Annotated in this window: 14 protein-coding genes; all 14 read left to right on the forward strand. The window is 52.4% G+C overall.

Annotated elements, in window-relative coordinates; translation table 11 throughout:
• The first annotated feature begins 200 nt into the window (after window positions 1-200).
• The 14 genes from D7M11_RS31085 to D7M11_RS31145 all read left to right on the forward strand — a co-directional run bounded on the left by D7M11_RS31085 (window position 201) and on the right by D7M11_RS31145 (window position 20,836).
• Window positions 201-1,163, forward strand: coding sequence for an ABC transporter permease (locus D7M11_RS31085; protein WP_120751178.1), 963 nt, complete (start codon window positions 201-203; stop codon window positions 1,161-1,163).
• 23 nt (window positions 1,164-1,186) lie between these two features.
• Window positions 1,187-2,032, forward strand: a complete 846-nt coding sequence (locus D7M11_RS31090; RefSeq protein ID WP_120751179.1) for a carbohydrate ABC transporter permease — start codon at window positions 1,187-1,189, stop codon at window positions 2,030-2,032.
• Window positions 2,033-2,125: 93 nt separating this feature from the next.
• The gene (locus tag D7M11_RS31095; RefSeq protein ID WP_120751180.1) at window positions 2,126-3,637 is read left to right on the forward strand and encodes an extracellular solute-binding protein; all 1,512 of its coding nucleotides are present in this window, start codon (window positions 2,126-2,128) and stop codon (window positions 3,635-3,637) included.
• A 107-nt stretch (window positions 3,638-3,744) separates the two neighbouring features.
• Window positions 3,745-5,181 carry a sulfatase family protein gene (locus D7M11_RS31100; RefSeq protein WP_275671750.1) on the forward strand — a complete coding sequence of 479 codons (1,437 nt, stop codon included), beginning with the start codon at window positions 3,745-3,747 and terminating at the stop codon, window positions 5,179-5,181.
• 4 nt (window positions 5,182-5,185) lie between these two features.
• A complete protein-coding gene (locus D7M11_RS31105; protein ID WP_120751182.1) occupies window positions 5,186-6,154 on the forward strand; it encodes a C-terminal binding protein in 969 nt (322 codons plus the stop codon).
• Between the two features lie 6 nt (window positions 6,155-6,160).
• Window positions 6,161-7,171, forward strand: a complete 1,011-nt coding sequence (locus tag D7M11_RS31110; RefSeq protein WP_120751183.1) for a zinc-dependent alcohol dehydrogenase — start codon at window positions 6,161-6,163, stop codon at window positions 7,169-7,171.
• A 16-nt stretch (window positions 7,172-7,187) separates the two neighbouring features.
• Complete coding sequence (locus tag D7M11_RS31115) at window positions 7,188-7,955, forward strand: SDR family NAD(P)-dependent oxidoreductase (protein ID WP_120751184.1); 768 nt, start codon at window positions 7,188-7,190, stop codon at window positions 7,953-7,955.
• 36 nt (window positions 7,956-7,991) lie between these two features.
• Window positions 7,992-8,168, forward strand: coding sequence for a hypothetical protein (locus tag D7M11_RS36810; RefSeq protein WP_168928337.1), 177 nt, complete (start codon window positions 7,992-7,994; stop codon window positions 8,166-8,168).
• Window positions 8,161-9,183 carry a nucleoside hydrolase gene (locus D7M11_RS31120; RefSeq protein ID WP_120751185.1) on the forward strand — a complete coding sequence of 341 codons (1,023 nt, stop codon included), beginning with the start codon at window positions 8,161-8,163 and terminating at the stop codon, window positions 9,181-9,183. The genes D7M11_RS36810 and D7M11_RS31120 overlap by 8 nt, the downstream gene beginning before the upstream one ends.
• A 381-nt stretch (window positions 9,184-9,564) precedes the next feature.
• On the forward strand, window positions 9,565-10,296 hold the full coding sequence (locus D7M11_RS31125; protein ID WP_120751186.1) for a stalk domain-containing protein: 732 nt from the start codon (window positions 9,565-9,567) through the stop codon (window positions 10,294-10,296).
• Entirely contained in the window at window positions 10,274-13,393 is a 3,120-nt protein-coding gene (locus D7M11_RS31130) for a hypothetical protein (RefSeq protein ID WP_120751187.1), read from the forward strand. Before D7M11_RS31125 ends, D7M11_RS31130 begins: the two co-directional genes overlap by 23 nt.
• 89 nt (window positions 13,394-13,482) lie before the next feature.
• Complete coding sequence (locus D7M11_RS38200) at window positions 13,483-13,689, forward strand: zinc ribbon domain-containing protein (RefSeq protein WP_120751188.1); 207 nt, start codon at window positions 13,483-13,485, stop codon at window positions 13,687-13,689.
• A 443-nt stretch (window positions 13,690-14,132) separates the two neighbouring features.
• The gene (locus D7M11_RS31140; RefSeq protein WP_120751189.1) at window positions 14,133-18,737 is read left to right on the forward strand and encodes a fibronectin type III domain-containing protein; all 4,605 of its coding nucleotides are present in this window, start codon (window positions 14,133-14,135) and stop codon (window positions 18,735-18,737) included.
• 2 nt (window positions 18,738-18,739) lie between these two features.
• Window positions 18,740-20,836, forward strand: a complete 2,097-nt coding sequence (locus D7M11_RS31145) for a phospholipase D-like domain-containing protein (protein WP_120751190.1) — start codon at window positions 18,740-18,742, stop codon at window positions 20,834-20,836.
• The last annotated feature ends 1 nt before the right edge of the window (window position 20,837 follow it).

The raw sequence follows: 20,837 nt of genomic DNA on the forward strand, positions 1-20,837 counted from the left end.
TGCTTCCTAAGGAAACTTGGGTGTTTCTTCTTATCGGACCTATTAGCTAAATGGGGTGGATGCATAGGTTATCTTCTGTATATAACGATCATCAATGTCGATCTCGGTGAAATAGTTAACTGAGGTATATATACTTCTTTGAACACGGCGCGTTACATTTCAGGTATCCAATAACGATTTGGGAAAGGAGAACATCAAACATGAAGAACAACGCCATGGCGACAACCGATCTTCAAAGCAATCAGTCTGTTAAAAAACGCAGGCCGTGGGTTGCCGACCTGATCATGGATCGATGGTTGTATGTAATGCTTGTTCCAGGTATCGTTTTTTTCATTTTTTTTAAATATGTACCCATGATTGGTATAGCTATGGCGTTCCAAGATTATAGGCCGCATTTGGGAATCTTAAACAGTCCGTGGGTCGGGTTCAAGCATTTTGAACGTCTGTTTGCGGATCCGCAGTTTATGAATCTTCTGAAAAACACGTTGATTTTGGCCGTGTACGACATCGTCTTTTATTTTCCTATACCGATTATTTTGTCGCTGCTTCTCAACGAGATTCGTCTTCAATTGTTCAAGCGAACCATCCAAACGCTGGTCTATATTCCACACTTTATATCCTGGGTCGTTGTGGTCGCGATTTCTTATCTTTTCTTCACAACAGAAGGCGGGGTCGTGAATGACCTGATCGCCTCGATGGGAATGGAGAAGATCCCTTTTCTGCTCAGCGAGGAATGGTTCCGGCCTCTGTTTATGCTTCAGGCGATCTGGAAGGACGCGGGATGGGGGACGATCATCTTCCTGGCCGCTTTGGCGGGAGTCGATCCCCAGCTCTACGAGGCCTCCCGTATAGACGGAGCTAACCGTTGGCATCAGCTATGGCTGATTACTTTGCCCTCCATCCGCAGCACCATCGTGATTTTGTTTATCCTCCGTCTGGGCAATTTCTTGGATGTAGGCTTCGAGCATATTTTTCTGATGCTGAATCCGATGAATCGGGAGGTTGCGGAAGTGTTTGAAACTTACATTTACCGGGTCGGCTTGACACAAGCACAATTCAGCTACAGCACTGCTGTAGGTCTATTCAAATCCTTAATCGGACTGGTTCTGGTATTGTCGGCCAACTGGGCGGTACGAAAGACGGGAGAGGAGGGAATCTGGTGAATCATCGAGGCCTCGGGGGTCGTATGTTTGACGCATTCAATGTCATTCTTTTGACCTTGATCGGTTTATCGGCGGTACTTCCCTTTGTTTATATCGTCTCCGCATCCTTCTCATCGGAACATATTGTTGCGAAGGGAACGTTCTTGCTTTTTCCGACTGATGTAACGCTTGATGCATACAAGTATATTTTTTCGACCAATACACTCGTTCGCAGCATGATGATTTCGTTGTACGTGACCATTGTAGGAACACTGATCAATCTGATACTCACTTCCTTGATGGCGTATCCGCTTGCCCATCATCGTCTGCGCGGAAGACGAACCTTGCTTATTCTCGTGCTATTTACGATGTTGTTTACAGGCGGCTTGATTCCCACCTATATCGTCGTCAAGTCACTAGGTCTGATCAATTCCTTGTGGGCCCTAATGATCCCGAATGCGATCAGCGCATTCAACCTGATTATTCTGAAAAACTTCTTTCAGCAAATTCCGGATGGACTGCAGGAATCCGCCAAGATCGACGGCGCGAACGATATGCGGATTCTGCTCCGCATTGTGCTTCCCCTGTCGGCACCGGCATTGGCCACTTTTGCCTTATTCTATGCAGTCGGACACTGGAACAGCTATTTCAACGCCATCATTTATTTGAACGATTCCGATAAATGGCCGATCCAAGTTATGCTGCGGCAAATTGTCATCTTAGCGCAATCCGGCTTCGCGGATTCGTCTTCGCTGGAGGATGCCATACTCCCGGCGGAAACCGTGAAAATGGCAGTGATCACTTTTGCGACGGCACCGATCCTAATGGTGTATCCGTTCCTGCAAAAGCATTTTGCTAAGGGCGTTCTGTTGGGATCGGTAAAAGGCTAGTCTTGAGGGGGGGGGGAACGAACGAATCGGCAGTGAGGGTCTGGAAATCAGAAGGGACCGATTTTATTACAAAGAGAGGGTGAGCATTTGTCAATGAAACAGCAAGGATGGTTATCGGTTAAAGGGATGGTTGTTGCTTCGATGCTCTTGACGACCCTAGCTTGCTCCACCGCCGGTACTAGCAGCACGGATAAACCGGAAGGAAGTGCAGTCAAGAAGGAGGAAAAGCCCCTCGAGCTCACTATGGCCGCGCTGGCTGCGCAAGAACCGCCCGCTGAAGGGAATGAAATCGAGAAACGGATGGAGGCATTCACGAATACCAACCTGTCCATTCAGTGGATTCCCTTGGCTGCTTATGCCGACAAAATCAATTTGATGATTGCATCCGGAGAGCTGCCTAAGGTCGTGAATGCAAACTTTAGTCCTACGATTCAAAGTGCCATGAAATCCGGCATGTTTTGGGAAGTTGGTCCGCATTTGTCCAAATTCAAAAACTTATCCACTTTCAATAAAGCGTATTTCGATCATACTGAGATCGATGGAAAAGTGTATGGAATTCCCTCTTCACGGCCGATTACCAGACAATCCCTCATTTACCGCAGCGATTGGCTTAAGAATGCAGGTTTGAAGGAGCCGAAAAACTTAGAGGAGCTTTATCAAGTCTTAAAAGCGTATACACAAAATGATCCGGACAAAAATGGCGCTAATGATACAGTTGGCCTATCCATGGAAGGCTTAGGCAAGCTCAACAACATCGTTGTGATGCATGGCGGTCCAAACAAATTTGCGATCGAAAGCGGAAAATTGATTCCCGATTTTGAGACCAAAGAGTACATGGATGTTTTGAAATTCATGAAGCGTTTATATGACGAAAAACTGATGAATCAGGATTTTGCGGTCGCCACGAGAGCTCAAACGCAAAGCGCATTCACTACAGGCAAGTCGGGCATGGTTCTAGCCGTTTCCGGCAACGCTTATAACTTATATGCCGTTCTGGTCAAACCGGTGCCTCAAGCGGAAGTGGATTTTTTCACAGCGTTCGAGGGGCCGAAGGGCAAAAAAGTGGTTGGGGAGATCAATACGGAAACCTTGACCCTTATTCCTAAATCATCCGTGAAAACAGAGGAAGAGCTACTTCGCATTCTCGCCTTCTTCGACAAGCTCGCGGAACCGGAAATGGCGACCCTGCTCGCGAGAGGGGTCAACGGAAAGCACTACAAAGTTGAAGACGGCAAAGCGCTCACCACCGACGGCGCATTATTCCTTAAGGATGTTTCCGATTTACGCAACCAGTTTCTGAAAACCTGGATATTTCACAACACAATGCCGCCCAAACAGCATGCTCTATTGGATAAATCGGATCGCAGCGACAAAGATGATGAAAAATACGGTGTTTTTGATGCGTCCAAGACATTGACCTCTGCAACCTACATGGAACGCGGAAAGGAACTGGAACAAATCATCACGGATGCGGCCACCCAATTTATTATGGGCAAAATTGACGAAGCCGGTTTCAAGAAGGAAATCGAGAAATGGCGCAAAACCGGCGGAGACAAAATGCTGACTGAATATATGGCAGACTACAATAAAAAGAACAAGAAATAATTTCAGTTCATTGTGGAAAGCCGCATCTGTATCCGGTGCGGTTTTCCCTAAACCATGAAGAATAGGAGAGGTAAAAGCAGTTGAAAAACGAGACCCGTCCCAACATCTTGATCTTTATGCCGGATCAAATGCAGGCCCAAATCACATTTCCCGGTCACCCCTGTAAAACCCCGAACATGGATAAAATCAAAGAAGCCGGCGTTAGTTTTCACTCCGCGTATCCGCCTATGGCCCATTGCTGTCCGGCCAGGGCTTCCTTCATGACAAGTCTTTATCCTTCCCAGCATGGGGTCTACAACAACGTTTCCAACGATCAAGCGATTCATAACCAACTCACCCCCGGGATCGAGACCTTTTCCGAGAAACTGGCGGAGGGCGGTTATCAAATGTACTATGCCGGAAAGTGGCACGTCTCAGCCACAGAAACGCCGCAATCCAGAGGGTGGACGGAATTGTACCTGAAGGAACAGGAACTGGACAATGGATCACGCAGAAAAGCGTATCGGGAAATGATCTGCGAAAGCGGCCAAAGAAGCCGAAAACGCGGGGAAATCTTGCGTCCCGGATGGGGAGGCTATACCCTTTACGGCACTTCGGACCAATCCTACTCCGAGCTAGACGACTATGAATGCGTGCATCAAGCCATTTCGCAATTGGATCGGCTGCAAGATAGTGTTGATCCCTGGTGCATGTATATCGGACCGAACGGTCCGCATGATCCATTCATCATCCCGGAAAAGTACGCCACGATGTATAATCCCGATCAGATCGATCTGCCGCCCAATTACGAGGACGATATGGAGGATAAACCCCGCATTTATCAACGCATGCGCAAGGTGTTCAGCCAATTAGGTGAAGAGGAGGTGAAGGAATCCATTGCGCATTATTGGGGCTACTGCACGCTAGTTGACGATTTATTCGGGGAAGTCCTGGATGCTTTGGCTCGCAACAACCAGATGGACAATACGCTGATAATCGTCGTATCGGATCATGGCGAACATGCGGGAGCCCACGGGTTATATTGCAAAGGAATCAGCATGTTCGATGAAGGGTATCGCGTTCCTCTTATTATGAGCTCTCCCAAGCTTGTCCAAAGTCCGGGGAGAGCCGTCGAACAATTCGTGACACTCATGGATATAGCTCCTACATTAATCGAACTTACTGGAGCGGAACCGCTGGGCAAAACGAGCGGGCGCAGCCTGGTTCCGTTTCTGTCCAGTGAAACGCCGGATAACTGGCGGGACAGCATATACGCCCAATGCAACGGTACTGAATTATACTATACCAGCCGGATGGTCAAGACGAAGAACTATAAGTTCGTCTATAATCCTACCGACTTTGACGAGCTATATGACCTGGAATCGGATCCGTATGAAATGCACAATATTGCGGACCGTCCGGAATCGGAAGCTCTTTTGAAGGAAATGTACGGCAAGATGTGGGAGCATGCCTTTGAATCCGAGGATATGAATATGGTGAAGTATATTCCGGTTACCACAGGAGAGTATGGTCCGGCTATAGTCAACGCAAAAAGGAGAGGTTGATGAGATGACCAAGTATACGGTAGCGGTGACCGACTATGGCTTTCCTGATTTGCATCAGGAAGAAGATGTGTTACTTCCTATGGGCTTTGAATTTGTAACGGGACAATGCAAAACGCCGGATGAAGTGATGCAATTAACCAGACACGCGGATGCGATTTTAATCGAAAGAGCGCCGATCACCAAAGAAGTCATCGAGAACTTGGAGCGTTGCAAAATCATCGTAAGGTATGGCGTCGGTGTCGATAGCGTGGATATTCAAGCGGCAAAAGAACGAAATATTCCCGTTGTCAACGTACCGGATTATGGGACGGGGGAAGTCGCCGATCATGCGATGTCGCTCTTGCTCTCGAGCGTTCGGAAAATCCCCCAAATTGTTTCCCAGGTGCGCCGAGGGGTGTGGCAAACAACTCCGTGCCGACCGATTATGGGCTTGCAAGGGAAAACGCTCGGAATCGCCGGCTTCGGCCATATCGGAAAAGATGTGGCAAGGAGAGCCCAAAGCTTCGGCATCGACACGATCGCCTACGATCCGTATGTGCCGGAAACCGTTTGTAACGAGTGGGGAACACAGAAGGTCGATTGGCATTCCTTGCTGGAACGAAGCGATATGATTTCGGTTCATCTTCCCTTAACGCCGGAGACCAAACATCTATTTAATGAGGAAGCCTTTGAGCGAATGAAATCAACCGCTTACTTGGTGAACACATCCAGGGGCGGAGTGATCAAAACCGCAAGTTTAGTGGATGCGTTGAAAACCAAAAAAATCGCAGGAGCGGCCTTGGATGTATTAGAAGAGCAACCGATTCCGATGAGCAGTCCGCTTCTCCAATTCGACGACTGTTTCATCACGAGCCACTGCGCCTGGTACTCGGAAAGCTCGTTAAACCGGCTGCAGCGACATGCAGCTCTGGAAATTAAACGAATATTCAGCGGCGAGCGTCCCAAGCATATCGTGAACGGGGTAGAGGTGTAGGAAATCATGAAAACTTTGGTTTATCACGGACCGCGGCAAATAAGCGTCGAAGAGCAAGAGCTGCCGAAGGCAGGCCCGACCGAAGCCTTGATCAAAGTGGAAGCCGTAGGCATTTGCGGGAGCGAATTGGAAGGGTATTTGGGCCATAGCAGCGTGAGGATTCCTCCGCTCATCATGGGCCATGAGTTCTGCGGAACAATCGTCGAAGTCGTCGGACAATCCAGCCACAAATCCGAATGGTCCGTAGGGGACAAGGTCGTTGTGAATCCGCTTATCTCCTGCGGGAGCTGCGATCGCTGTATACAAGGCAAACAAAATCTTTGTAGCAGGCGCGAGTTGATCGGCATTCATCGGCCCGGTGCCTTTGCCGAGTATGTAGCGGTACCTTTGAGCAATTTGTACTCCGTTCCCAAGGAGATGAACGCTTCGTTAGCCTCTTTGGCTGAGCCTCTCGCGGTTTGCATCCATGCCGTCAAGTTGGGTCTCCAGCCGTTTGAGGATGTCCTTATATTCGGCGCCGGAGCCATCGGGCTGCTCACCGTGCAAGCAGCGATGAGGATGGGAGCTAATCGAGTTCTGGTCGTGGAGAGGCAAGAGGCGCGCATGCACCATGCCAAGGCGCTGGGGGCGGACGTTGTCACGCCGGAACGATTGGGCAACGGAGCGAATGACTGCTTGCCGCAAGGAATCGATACGATCATTGATTGTGTGGGCGTGACGGCCACTCGCAACCAAGCTCTGCAACTGATTAATTCCGGCGGCACAATCATTATGGTCGGCTTGGGGCATGAGGAATCGCCGATCCTGATGAGCCACCTTGTGCGGCAAGAGGTATCCATCATCGGTTCCTATTCGTATTCCAACGCGGATTTTGGGCAAGCGGTTCAGTTGTTGGCCGGAGGTCATATCCGAATGGAGCCGTGGACGGCTACCGGCAGCTTGACGGAAGGCCCCGCCTCTTTTCAACATTTAGTGGAGGGGAAATCCCCTTTCAGCAAAATCATTCTGAATCCGTAAAGAAGGATGCGATGCCATGAGATTTGATAACAAAGTGTTCATCGTTACCGGCGGAGGGACCGGAATCGGGCGGGCAACCGCTATACGGTTGGCTGGCGAAGGGGCTCGCGTAGTCATCGCGAACCGGTCGGAGATGAATGCCCAAGAGACCCTGGAGCAGATTGATGGTCTGGCGGGACTTGGGCTGTTCGTGAAGACGGATGTCGGGCAGCATGACGATATTCGGAACTTGATCCATACCACGATAAATACCTACGGGCGGCTGGACGGGATCGTCCATAGCGCCGCCATTGAATCCTTACGGGGAGTCGTGGATTTATCGATCGAGGAGTGGCACACGACCCTCAATGTCAATCTAACTTCTGCCTTTCTGCTCGGGAAATACGGGATTCCGCCTATGATCGATACAGGTGGGGGCGTGATCATCCATGTCGCTTCGGTTCATGCTCAAGCTACGATACGCAATTATGCGGCCTACGCCGCTTCCAAGGGAGGCTTGATGGCGCTGACCCGAAGCATGGCCATCGATTATGCCAAGCAGGGGATCCGCGTGAATGCCGTCCTTCCGGGCGCTACCGATACCGGCATGTTGAATCGATATGCGGAATTGGGGGGATTGTTTCATGCGGATCTGAACGAAGCATGGAAAGACTCTCAACCGCTGGGCCGAATCGGAAAACCTGAAGAGATCGCGAATCTGATTTGTTTCCTGTCCAGTGATGAAGCCAAGTTTATTATTGGTTCCGGGATGGTCATCGACGGAGGGATGCTGGCCGAGTTGTAGGAGTAGTGTAACTGCTGGGAGAAGGAGAATCTAACTATGAAACATTTTGTCGTCACGTTGCCCTTGATAGATCAAGAAATCAACCAATACCGGGCGGAGACGCTGGAAGAAGCCGAAGAGCTCGCCACCCATGATCCCTATGTGATTCACGGCGCACGGTCGTGTGAAATCCGCGAGTGGTTCATCGTGGAAAGAGGGCGAGAGTATGAATGAAGAGATGTTTGCGAACAGAATCATAATCGATACGGATATTGGAACCGGGGCCGTACTCGGAGGGGACCCGGACGATGCTATAGCCCTTGCGCTCGCCATGAACTCACCGGAAATCAAGCTGGAAGGCGTGACCACAGTTTATAGAGATGCAATACCGCGCGCCCGCTTCGCACAAAAGATCCTGCATTTGGGAGGAAGGGATGACATTGACGTTTATCCCGGATTAAGCGAAACGATGCTGTGCAATCGTCCTGGCGGGCATACCATTGACGGATTGCCTTGGGAGGCCGGTCGCGAGGATGAAGGTGTTGACATCGGAAGGGAATGGAAAGGGCATGCGGTTGACTTCATGATCAAGACCATTATGGACAATCCCGGGGAAATCACACTTGTGGCTCTCGGTCCACTGACCAATGTGGCCGTGGCCATGGTCCGGGAGCCCAGGATCATCAAATTTGTCAAGGAAATTATCCTGATGGGGGGAGCTCACCGACTGGGGGGCAACGGAGCGGGGCTGAACCCTGCCGAAGCTAACGTAAAGCGCGATCCCGAAGCGGCTTCCGTCGTGTTTTCATCCCAAGCACCGATTGTGATGGTTGGATTAGACGTTACTATGAAGGTGAGATTCACGCAAAATGAATGCGACCTGTTGCGAAAATCAGGAAATCCGCTGAACGAAATGCTGGCGAACATGGTAGAACAATGGTTTGAAGTGATTCGCACCAAGAGACCGGATATCCGTCAAACCGGCCAAGATAAAACACATATGCAAGATCCATTAGCCGTCTCCCTATTGTTGAACCGTTCGTTGGTTACCACCCGAAAAATGAAAGTAACGGTCGAGTATGATCACCGTGTAGGTACCGGCCAAACCGTTGCAATAGCTCCGGAAGAGAGCATATGGCTGGACTTGGGAAACACTCGCGGAAATGTCGAGGCCTGTATCGATGTAGACAGCGAGGCTTTTCGTGAGCTGCTGCTCGAGAGGCTGAATTGTACCCATTGTAGAATTTGAGTGCATTGTGAAAAAAAAGACCAACCTGGAATGGTGAAAAACGCCGGGGCTTGTAGAATAATAAGGACCGATTGGAAAATGATTGATTGAATAGAATGGAGCGGTTGTTTTATGGTTTTATTAACTCGACGACATTCCGTTCCCATTGCGACACAATCCCTGTGAAACTGTCAGAAAGGAGGGGTGAATAGTACTTTATATTTTATAAGACCTGTGAGTAGAGAATCCGACTGCAGGAACGGATCAAGCCATGATCGTGGACGCGATGGCGGATCATCTCGAGCCATGCTTCGTTGTAAGCGCTGTCGTAATCGGATGGATTTACTGGCAACAAGATATTCCCGAGGCAATCAGCAAATCGAAAGGGAGGATGTTATTGAAATGACCAACAAGGTGAAACCAAGGATGAAATTTATTTTTGTTGTTGCCTTACTTATTTCACTTGTTTTTCCTACTTCGATATGGGCGGGATATACGCATGCGCCTATTACAATTACAAACCCGGCCTCGCCGATCAATATAACGGTGAACGGCAAATTAGTGAAATCGGATTTACCGCCCCAATTTAACGACGGTAAAATATGGGTATCCGCCGAGGCAATGGCTCATTATCTATATTCGGTATTTTATGAAACTACCGATCACACTCAATTTGTTTTAAAAAATGATTACTATAAAATGACAGCCGCATACGGAAGCAACCAAGTAACAGTAAATAACGGTTCAACGACTACAACCATTACTACCGCAATGCCCTTTAAAGACGGCTATAGAAGTTTTATCCCATTGGATACGCTCATGTATGCGTTTGAAGCCACATATACGTGGAATGCTGGGAGCAATACGGCGGAAGTTCTCTATGATGAAAACCGGCATCTTACCGATGAGGCTGCTATACCTACAGCCGTGCCTGGTGTTGATATAACAGCCGTAGGAAAATCGAGAGACGGCTATTATAGGATTCCGCTTAGCGATCCGAATGCTGTAGTAACGGTATGGCGGAAGTCGGCGGATCCAGCCAACTATGTCATCCCTGCTAAACCGAGAAATACGGGCAACGCTTGGCTTGAAATGCCTAAGCCCGGTTATAATGCGGCAAATAGGCGCCTTTGAAGGAGGCATTAGTTATGCGGGCGGCCCCGGCAACGAAATCATTCGCGTTAGAATTAAATACTCAGACGGCATCACGCCGGATAAGTGGTTTAAAACCACCATTTCCACAGTTGTCGGGGGCGGTAACAGTATACCCGACTACACCTATCATCTAAGAAGTACGTTCAATAATATAAGCGTGTATCTGGATTATTTCGGTTATACGGCCGGAGATTCAATTACATATACGCTTCCAGTTGCATCTCCTAACACCATGCAAGTTCCCCTTGATCCTGCAAATGAGGTGCGTTTCAGGAAAGTAGGAGCTGTGGCATGGGAAGAAGGCCTTTCACTGGCATACGATTCGGCTAACAGGAATTTCAGAGGCTCTATCATCGGTCTTGAGCCCGACACGGAATATGAAGTGCAAGTGAAAGTCCTTAAGGACAATTCTACGTACACCGATATAATCCGAACATGGAAAGAAGACGTCCCGATCGCAAGGGACATCCCTATCTCATCCATCTATGAGCCGGGTAAACCGCTGTCCGTTCAAGGGTTGAGAGGAACAGCAAGCGGATATATCCGTATTATCGGAGACGGAACTACTGTGATCGAAGTAACCGATGAATTTTGGGAAGCGGTCATGATCGCGCAGTCCGAATATGTGATTTTGGAAAACTTAATCATCCGGGGAGGCAAAAGGAGCGGGATCTCGGTTCTCAGTTCCAGTCACCACATCCGAATTATCAATAGTGATATTTCCGGTTTCGGAAGAGAAGCAACCCTCTACTTGGGAAAGCAAACGATAGTCAACAATTCAAATCCGAATCTGGCTGTTGACCTGCGCACAGGGCAAGTTTATTCTGCCAACGCCACGCCTGTCAACAATGACTCGGGTATCCATGTAAGCGACGCAAGTTATCTCGTCATTGAAAAAAACTTTATTCATAATGCAAGAACAAAATCCAATGCATGGAATGCTGGCGGAGGTAGAGGATGGTACGAAAATGTGCCGGGGTTCTTCGAATGGAATGAAAAACATCCGCAAGGTGTAAGCGGCATGTATGCAAGAGGAGGAGTAGGCGTCGTGATTCGATACAACGACATTGTCGGAAGCGACGATCACCGTTTTAACGCTCTCATTGAAACTTACGGAAATCACGATACAGACGGCGGTATCGGGGTCGATTCCGACGTATACGGAAACTATTTGGCGTTTGGTCAAGCCGACAGCATGGAATTAGAAGGCTCGAATATGAACGTAAGGTTTTACAACAACAAAATAGAGGGCATGTCTGGCGGCTTAGGGATGGATTCGGTTTATATAGGTCCCGTGTATGTGTTTAGAAATCTGATCACGAACTTGGGTGACGAATGGGGATTGGTTACAGGAGTAACCAAGCACGGAACAGATCCTGCTGATTGGAGAATGGGATTGGGCGTTAACTATCTGTTTAACAATACGATCATTAGTCCAATGGGTCATATAACCCGGAAAGACGCTCAATTATACAGACCGTATTATCGGAATAATATCATTGAATCCCAAGATAGTCCTGTTGGCGGCCAGAACGTAATTACGCTTAAACATATGTACAATTATCCCGGCGTTAGCTACGATTACGACTTGCTTAACGGAGCTTCGACATCCACGAATAATACCAGTACCGGCGGACCTGTGCCGATCGTTGAGCCTCACGGGATTACCGGGGTAAAGACCGGAACGGCTATAGCACCCGATTCGAGCAAAAAGGCGACATTCTCCAACAGAACGGAAGGGGATTATAGCCAAACGAGCGGGAGTCTCGGTTTTGACGCGGGCACCACGATTCCTAACTTTGTAACCAGTGCTTCGTACTCAGGCTCCGCACCTGATATTGGAGCTATCGAAAGCGGCAAAGATGTGATCATTCCTACCAGACCAACCGCTTTAAGGTCAGATGGCAACAAATATCAGGTCAACATTACAGGGAATACAACTCAAACCGTCACGATCAAAACGAACGGTATTCCGACCGGAACCGAATATAATCTACGGAAGAACAACGATAATGTTTGGTTTACCGTTACAAATGCTGCAGGCGGTACCAGCGGCACGATTACAGAGGGTGTCGACCTGGTGCTCACTGTAACCGGCTACCCCAAGAAAATCGGTAAAAATTTCATGGGTGGACAATTCGGAACTACCATAACAAAAGGTCTGGTTGACCTTGCTAATTCGAAGTTTAATGTATTAACGGGTCAACCGGCAAAAGGGAAAGGAGCCTTCTTTGTTAAATTGGACGATGGTCTTTCCTTGCCGATTTCGGTATATGTGACGGAAGGCAGCTATAACGCGAGCCATAATGTTACCTTTAAAGATGGGGCATTCGAACAAACGATGGCGGTCAATGCAGACGGAATGTCGCTCGGCGCAAAGGTTACACCTCCGACGCGGACAAAAGAATTTTATGCCTTCTTAGGCTGGTTCGACGCCACGTATGCGCACAAGTTTGATTTCAGCAAACCAGTCGAAGCGGATACCGTCCTATACGCCAAGTGGCAGCCGGACACCACTCCGCCCGTAAGCTCTGCAGCTGTGGCCGGAACGGCCGGATCGGGGGGATGGTATAAATCGGACGTCACGGTTTCGCTCTCAGCCTCATATGACATTGCCGGTATCCATGCGACCCAATATGCGTTAACCGTCGTACAGAGCGTTTACGGCACGCCACCGACGATTGGCTTTATAGCATACCCTTCACCGCTTGTGCTTGGTGACGGCATCTATGATGTGCAGTATCGCTCGATAGATAAGGCGGGCAATGCAGAAACCGCCAAATCCATAATAGTGAAGTCCGATAAGATTGCGCCGACGTTTACGGTATCGGCGAACGGAGATCCGCTGATGGAGGGCGCGGTGTTTGATGACAGCCAGCCCGTTACGCTGACTGTTGTAAGCGGAGATAGCTTATCCGGTGTTGCCTCACAGGTGGTTACTGTCGATGGCCAGCCTTACGTGCCGGGAACAGCATTGAATTGGGCAGGTCAGTTAGGAACCCATGTCGTTCAAGTTACGGTGACGGATCAAGCAGGAAACTCGAGTCAACGGACGACGAATGTCACCGTTAATTGATTAAACGATTCTAGCACTTCAAAAGTCGAGTTGCAGCCCTGGTCTCGTTATGAGATCAGGGTTTTTCATGACTCGGACTCGTACAATTCGTGACGTACAAGGCTGAAAGCGCCGGTCGTCAAGTGGTGCGTGTCGATCCGCGCTATACATCGCAGTGTTGCTCCACATGCCATCACATCGTGAAGAAAACGCTTGCCGAACGTATCCATCGCTGTAAGCAATGCGGTACAACGTTAGATCGGGATGTGAATGCGGCGATCAACATCCTGGCGCGCGCGAAGCGGCAAGTCTCGTAACCGCACAAAGGGAGACTAGGCTCGGACGGAGCCTTCGGGGAGGGACGAGGTTACGAGTCTCGACGATTCGAGAAGCCCACGGCTTAAGCCGTGAGGAGTCGTCACAAAGAAGCGCAGGTCAACAATCCGGAGTAAAAAACATGGAAATATAATATCTTCACAACTTAGCAATAACAAACAACCACGAAGCCGATGTGACGCTTCGTGGTTGTTTTACGTTTAATCTTCAAATGAGGGTCGTCCCTAACGAAAGATCCTGATGCGTTGAAAAATCGACATTGAAGTTAGATAAACAGGAACTAGTCCCCATTTAATTACTGCCAATATTTTCTTATTATCTAATTAAGCAGAATAGTCAGATAGCTTATAGCGACAGGTTAAATGCGTTGACTAATGACCTTCGGGAAGCCGTCTTTCAGAGGGTCATATAAAGGAGGAAAATAATGCCGCTCCAGTCTGAACAAGCCCTTTCGATGACAACGCTCGGAATGTTGGGCGACGTGCCCGCCGATCCGCTGCAGCCGCCGCTGGTCGACGCTATGCACCTGCGCTGGTCCTTCGGTGCAGCCCGCAGCTTTCCCTGGTATGGATACTACCTTTTCCGCCGCCTCAGTCGCCGAGAACAAGCAGAACTCCGCTGCGTTCTCCCGCAGCTACGTGTTAAAGGAATTGCCGGACCTTCAGAGCTCCATGTCACCTTATTGGAAACCACTCTAGGCAACTTCACCAGCGACCGCGATCTGATTGTAACCGACGATTTCCCTACCGGCGGAGTGGGGGAGCTCGATCTGCGTGGCCGTTCCTTTCTACGCTTTACCTTTGCAGAGCCGATGTTTTTTGTGTCCTACCAGGTAGGATTGCGCAAGGACACAGTAGACGGAGCCCTACGCTGCATCTCTTTTCAAAAGGACGACTCCGTTTCGACCGCCAATCCCAAAATGAAGGACGGGGTGCGGTTTACCGTTTACGAGCGTGACGACAAGGTGTCGAAGAGCACCCGTGTGCTGATCAACAAGGAGGGCAGCCCGATGCTCCATCTCGGGTACCGAACGCGGGTGGAGCTCCCCTGTAGCGCATCGGCTCTGGTGGTCACGGTTGCCAACTATTCCAGCGAAGGCAAGGTGGTCGGCGTCGACATTGAAGGCCGAGAGGTGGTAAGCCAAGCCTTGCCTCGAGGGGATAGCGAATCCGTAACCGTTGAACTGAAGGGAGAAGGAATCGTCGAGGTCTTTTTTTTGGCGCCCGGGAATGAGACATTCCTGCTACGGCTCTGCTATTTATGTGATCAAGGAGGCAAAGAGGGGGATATCGGGCTGCATGTTCGCTTTTATTCCGGCGGGACGATCCTTCACGAAGAGCCCGTAGTCGGAAGCGCGGGGGATATCGTGCACGGCAAGTACACAAGCGACTTGATCACAGCAATCGAGTTCAGCGGGGGAGATGCCGCCGTTGTCGATATTTGCGGTGCAAGTGTCGACCAAGCCCTGAACGGCGGGTGGGAGCCGGTGGAGCGCTGTCCGCAGCCGCTCGCGCTGCCTGTGTTCGATCCCGAGTATCCGGCCAGCGGCGGTAAGCCCGCGGATATCGACGCCTCTCGCAAAGAGGCTATTTCGCGCATCCGCTACGGGGACCCTGCCGACTGGGACGGTACACGTTTCGACCTTATGCACACCGCACTGCAGGAGATAGTCGATCTCGGCCCCGCCGGCCCCGACATGAAGGATATTGGATCGGACAATGTGCCCGCTTCGGCGGGAGGGACGCCGACGCTGGCACGCCTTCGGCCGATGAACTATTTGCTAATGGGCGCTCTGTATGCTCCGATAGCCCAAATGCTTGGATTATACTGGGCGGACGAGACAGCCGGCAAGAATATCGCATACGACTACCTCATAATTGCCGACCATGCTGACATCGGAAAAGGAAATGCCTCGGATATGCTCGCTTGGTTCAACAGTCCATCTCTCAACTTTAACGATATCGACGCCTGGGTGTGCTTTAACCGTACTTTGGGCTCGCCCGCGCCGTTGTCGCCTCCCTGGTCTCTACGAGCTTACGCACTTCCTGGAACAACAGCAGAGCAAACCGACGGCACGCTACGCGACCTGACAAACAACGCCGGGCTCACTTGGGAACTTCAACAAACCGCTTCGGGCAAGCTGCAAAGCGGCGCGCCGACGATGTATGTCATCCGCCGTAGCGAGCGATATGACATGAAGCCTGCAGGGCCCATACCCACGGAAAAGCATAAGGCTATAAACGATATTCCGCACGTTGTCACGCGTCCGCCTAATCCGAGTACCGTCGTAGAGCGCCCCGCGCATTGGCCGGCATTCCCTTTACACTATACGGACTCCGGTCTCGAGGAAGGCTGGTATAGCTACCGCGTGAACGGCGTGGATCTATTCGGCCGCTATAGTGCCGCCAGCGCTCCCGCTGCGTGGTTCCAGTGGTCGCCGCCGCCGGATCCTCGCCCGTGGTACTACCTGGATGGCAAGGGGAGCACGGAAGTCCACGCGTATGCGATTTCCTTGCTGGACAAGGTCCCTCCACCGCCGCCTACCGCGGTGGAGGGGATGGTGCTCGACCCGAAGGACCCGGACCTCCTGCGCGACGCAGCATACGAGTCCTGGTTTATGACGCTCTCGACAGCGGAACGCGATTCTGTGGTGGGACTGCGGGTCCGTTGGATGTGGACATGGTCCCAGATGCGGCAGGCTCCGGACACGCGGGAATTCCGTGTTTATTGGCGCGGTGGCCAGCCGAATGTCTATAAAGGCCGCGTCGGCACCGTGAAGACAGTGGATGCCGCGCACAGCATCGCAAGGACGGATATCTCCCACAGTGCTGGAGCCAACGCTTTCGTCGGCGCCTATCTCAGGGCCGCTGGGCGCTCGTTCCGCATTACGGGCAGCTCCGCCGGTTCGCCTCTGGAAGTCACGGTGGAGAATCTCCTCCCAGACCATTCCCTGAAGCCGGAAACGGGGGCGAAGTGCTCGATCTCCATCCCGCCGGGTCATACTCTCTATTCCGATATCAGCGAGGTTCGGCAGTGGGAGGAGCGGGTGTGGGTGGTTCCCTACAGCGATTATACGGCACTGGGCGTAATCCCTGCCTCGGTTCCCGGTGGTAGTGGTGACCAGCTCGCAGGGAATGGAGCCGCTGCTATTGGGAATATTATCACCCTTCCGGCAGGCACTGATATTTCCGCGATCCGCCCGTATGATTTTCATCTCTACTTGTCGGAGGATACAGCGCGGCCAAGCCGCATTTACCGCATTATTTCGGTCAACCCGGCTGCGAAAGAGGTGACGTTGGACGGAGCGCCCGTCATCGCAGGAGGATCGAGCGGCTGGGAGATCGGGCTTTTGACGCAACGTTACGAGTTCTTTCTGCCCGCACCCGGTGATGCGGAACGGATAGGGATCGGGCTTTCGACATCGGCAATAGAACCAATCGCATATGGCGTTGTAGGAGTGACCGCAGTTGACGACAAAGATCATACGGTCGACAACCCGAAGTGGAGCGGCAAGCGCTGGGGCGATCGTGCCGGTAATGAAAGCCGGATGGGCGGTCCAGCTACCGTGTTCCGTGTACACCGGACGGCGCCACAGGCTCCGGAAATGCCGCCGGATTCCGCCGACGTGTATGCCAGTCGCGCCGATTATCACGGCAAATCATACTATACGTTCCGCTGGGTTCCGCAGGCTGGCGTGGACACCCACATATTCAGGGCACTCGATCAGAGCATATTCCAGCGTGACTGGCTGATCCGCTCCACACGAGCCGCATTGACCGGTTCGGCGACCGTGCATCGGGAGTTCTTCCCTGCAGGCTGGACTGAAGCACGCCGGAATGCCGCTGCGGCGTCACTTAACGCAATCGGCGGGCCGGGCCAATATGGAGGTCTCACCGCGGATGCCCTGGAGGTGCTCGGGCGCCTACCGGGGAATGAGGGGTTCCGCAGCAGGGGTGAGCTTAATCAGCGCGACTGGCTCATTCGACGCACACGCGGCGGCCTCGGCTCAGGCGATTTAACATTCTTCCCGGCCGACTGGAATAGCGCGGATAAGCGCCGGCAGGCGGCGAACCAGTTGAATGCAATCGGCGGAATCGGCGATTATGAGGCTCTCGGCAATGACGCGCTGCGCGTGCTGGCGGCACTACCGGGCAACGAGGCCGCCTACCAGCAGATCACGGATCGCCCGCTGCCGAACGCTGGGCCCATAACCGCCAACCGCTTGGGTCCCGACAACCCCGCGGGATTCCCTGTAAACCCCGCGCTGCGCGCTTTCGTCGATGCGATAGACGGGCGGTCGACGAACAAGTATTTTTACCGCGCTGCCTTTATTGACGCGGCACAGAATGTAGGAGAACTTGGGCTTGCAAGTCCGCCGGTGCGCGTTCCGGACGTATTGCCGCCGCGGACGCCCGTATTTTCCCGCGTGCTGGCGGGAGACCCGACGCCGGGGGAACCGGGTGACCGGAAGATTACCCTGCGCTGGGTGTCGGGTCGCGAGCCGGATCTGGCTGCATACCGGATCTACCGCACGGAGGAGGAACCGAGTAGCAGGGATGTACGGCTGATGGATTTGGTGCACGAATTCGTCGTGCCCGCGGGCGACCCGGCTTTGCGACCGCAGGAAGTGCTCTGGCTCGATCAAACGGTACGGGGGCTGGTGACCTATTACTATCGCCTCGTTGCGGTCGACAAGTCCGGCAACCTTTCGGCAGCCTCCGCAATTGTCGCCGCTCGGGCCTATGACACAGCGCTCCCCGAGCCGCCTGAGCTTTCAGTCGCTTGGGTCGAGCAGGGAGGACGCGTCCGTGCGGAGATCTCCTGGACCTCGCCGCATGAGGTGATGATCCAGCGCAAAAATGGGGCCAGCAATTGGATCGACCTCGCCCAATGGCGCGCCCCCGGTGCGGTAGTGATCCGCGACCCGTTCTCGAATCCCGCGGCGAGCTACCAGTATCGTGCCGTGGTGCGCAAATACACCGGCGCCATCAAGCGCGGTGAACCTATTCTGATTGAAGCGGAGGAGTAGCCATGTCCATTGCCGCTGATCGTCAAAGATACTTCTGGCTTGCCGCCAATGACCCCGTCACCGCCACCGAGCCGGAGCCGGCCACCTATAAGGACAGCGATGTGACGCCGCTCATTGACCTTTTCGAGTACATGGAGAAATTTCGGCAGGCGCTGGATCTTGTGGGAACCGATCCGGACCCTGCCAAAAATCGGGGCGACTTTATTTACATTTCCGGCTGGTGGCTGGGTTTGATCGGCGGGACCTTCGTGGCTAACCGCGCCTTCGAAGGACCGCCCTCCGGTCTGGATTCAACCGGTCCTTCCGTCGGGGATATTACGGCCTTCGATCTTGATCCGCTGATGCCGGAGGTTCGGTTGCTCGATGTGCTCCAGACAAAAGCCCGCGCTGGCGTGGACGTGCGCGTCATGGGCTGGGTTTCATTTTCCCTGCTTACTATGACTCCCATCCCTATCCCGATCCTAGGCGCACTGATCAATCCCGTTCTCGCTAATGCGATTCAGCGAAAAGACCCCGGCGGCCTGGTCAGCCTCAACGCGCAGACGATGAACTCGATCAAGCTTCTTCGCGAGGAGCCCGCGATGGCCAAAAAATGCATGCTCAACGTGATCGGGCACTCGGCGGGCGCTATACATGTCAAAGGCGCAGTCATCGGCACGAAGCCGGATGGGACGGGCAAAAGCAAGGCCATCGCCTTCAGCGGGGGGCTTGACTTTGTCGAGGACCGCTGGGCGAAATACGGTCACATGCCGGATGACAGCTGGGACAGCCTCCCCGCGCTTCCGCGCTGGCACGATGTGCAGGCGGCTATTCAGGGCCCGGCAGCGCAGGGCTTCTATAACCATTTCCGCGACATGTGGAATGAGAATCTCCGCCGCGAAGCGAAGCGTTTCAACTTTGAGGGGGCGCGGATGCCCAGCTATGTGCCTAATACGGAAGCCGTTCCCGAGCGGGTGACCGATCAATTTCTCTTCACGCCGGCTAATCCCCCGAAGCACCATGTTCAGTCGATCCGAACCATTCCTGCTTTTAACTATCATTGGTATAACTGTCTGCCTGAAAATCCACCCGTATCCTATGCGCCGAACGGCCTCTTTGAGATCAAAGCCGCATGGCGTAAGGCGATACTCGGCGCACAGACCTACATCTACATGGAAGATCAGATGTACTGGGGGCGGGAGATCATGAGTTGGATCAACGAGGCGATCCGCAGCAATCCGGATTTGAAGGTGATCATGGCCCTGTCCGGGGCTGCGGATCCGAACGACCCAGCAACACCCGGAGAAGACGAGTATCTGCATGAATCCTTCAATATCGGCCTGCTTGGAATAGGCACTCCTGAGGAGCTCAACGCAGCCCAGCGCGACCGCATCCGAATCTTCCGTATGTGGGGGGAGTCCTTTGCAACCGATGAAACCATGATGATTACCGCCGTGACTGACGTCAGCCCGGTAGAAGTACTCGTGGAGACGGCAATCCGGCTCAATGCGACGGCGCCTAGCGTCCCCGAAGATGCTTTTGCCGGAAAAAATATCTTCTTTTCGGATGGAGGGGGTGTTTTCTGGGAGGTGACCGGAAATCCAAAAATTGAGCCTGGCGGCGCGCTGATCTTTCGATTGGACCCCCACGGTGTGCTGCCGACCGCAGGATCGCCTGTGGCTGTCGCGAGCACATTCGGTCTGGTCATGCACTCCAAAGTGACGCTTATCGACGACAAGTGGGCAATTATCGGCTCGGCGAATGTGGCGTGCCGCAGCTTGTATACGGATTGGGAGCACGCCGTAGGGTTTATTGACGAGACGGAGAGCGCCGTACGTGATTTTCGGGCAAGGCTTTGGGCCGAACACTTTCATGACGCCCCTTCTTCTTTTTACGACCTGAACGACGCCATCGGCGCATGGGATCCGGCTTGGGCGACTGCCTCTTCTCCGGTCATGCCAATGCGGCCGTACGGCGATCTCGGACCTCCTTATCTGCAGCCAGCCCCGCTGCCGCTGCCCATACGCCCGATCACGCAAAACGTCCGTACCGTCTTCGAAACGCTGCGCGATGCGGACTCGCGCAAGGATTGGGGCGGCGTCTGTCCGCCTTCCCAATAGA

The organism is Paenibacillus ginsengarvi (genome assembly GCF_003626695.1).
Classification (GTDB): Bacteria; Bacillota; Bacilli; order Paenibacillales; family NBRC-103111; genus Paenibacillus_AB; species Paenibacillus_AB ginsengarvi.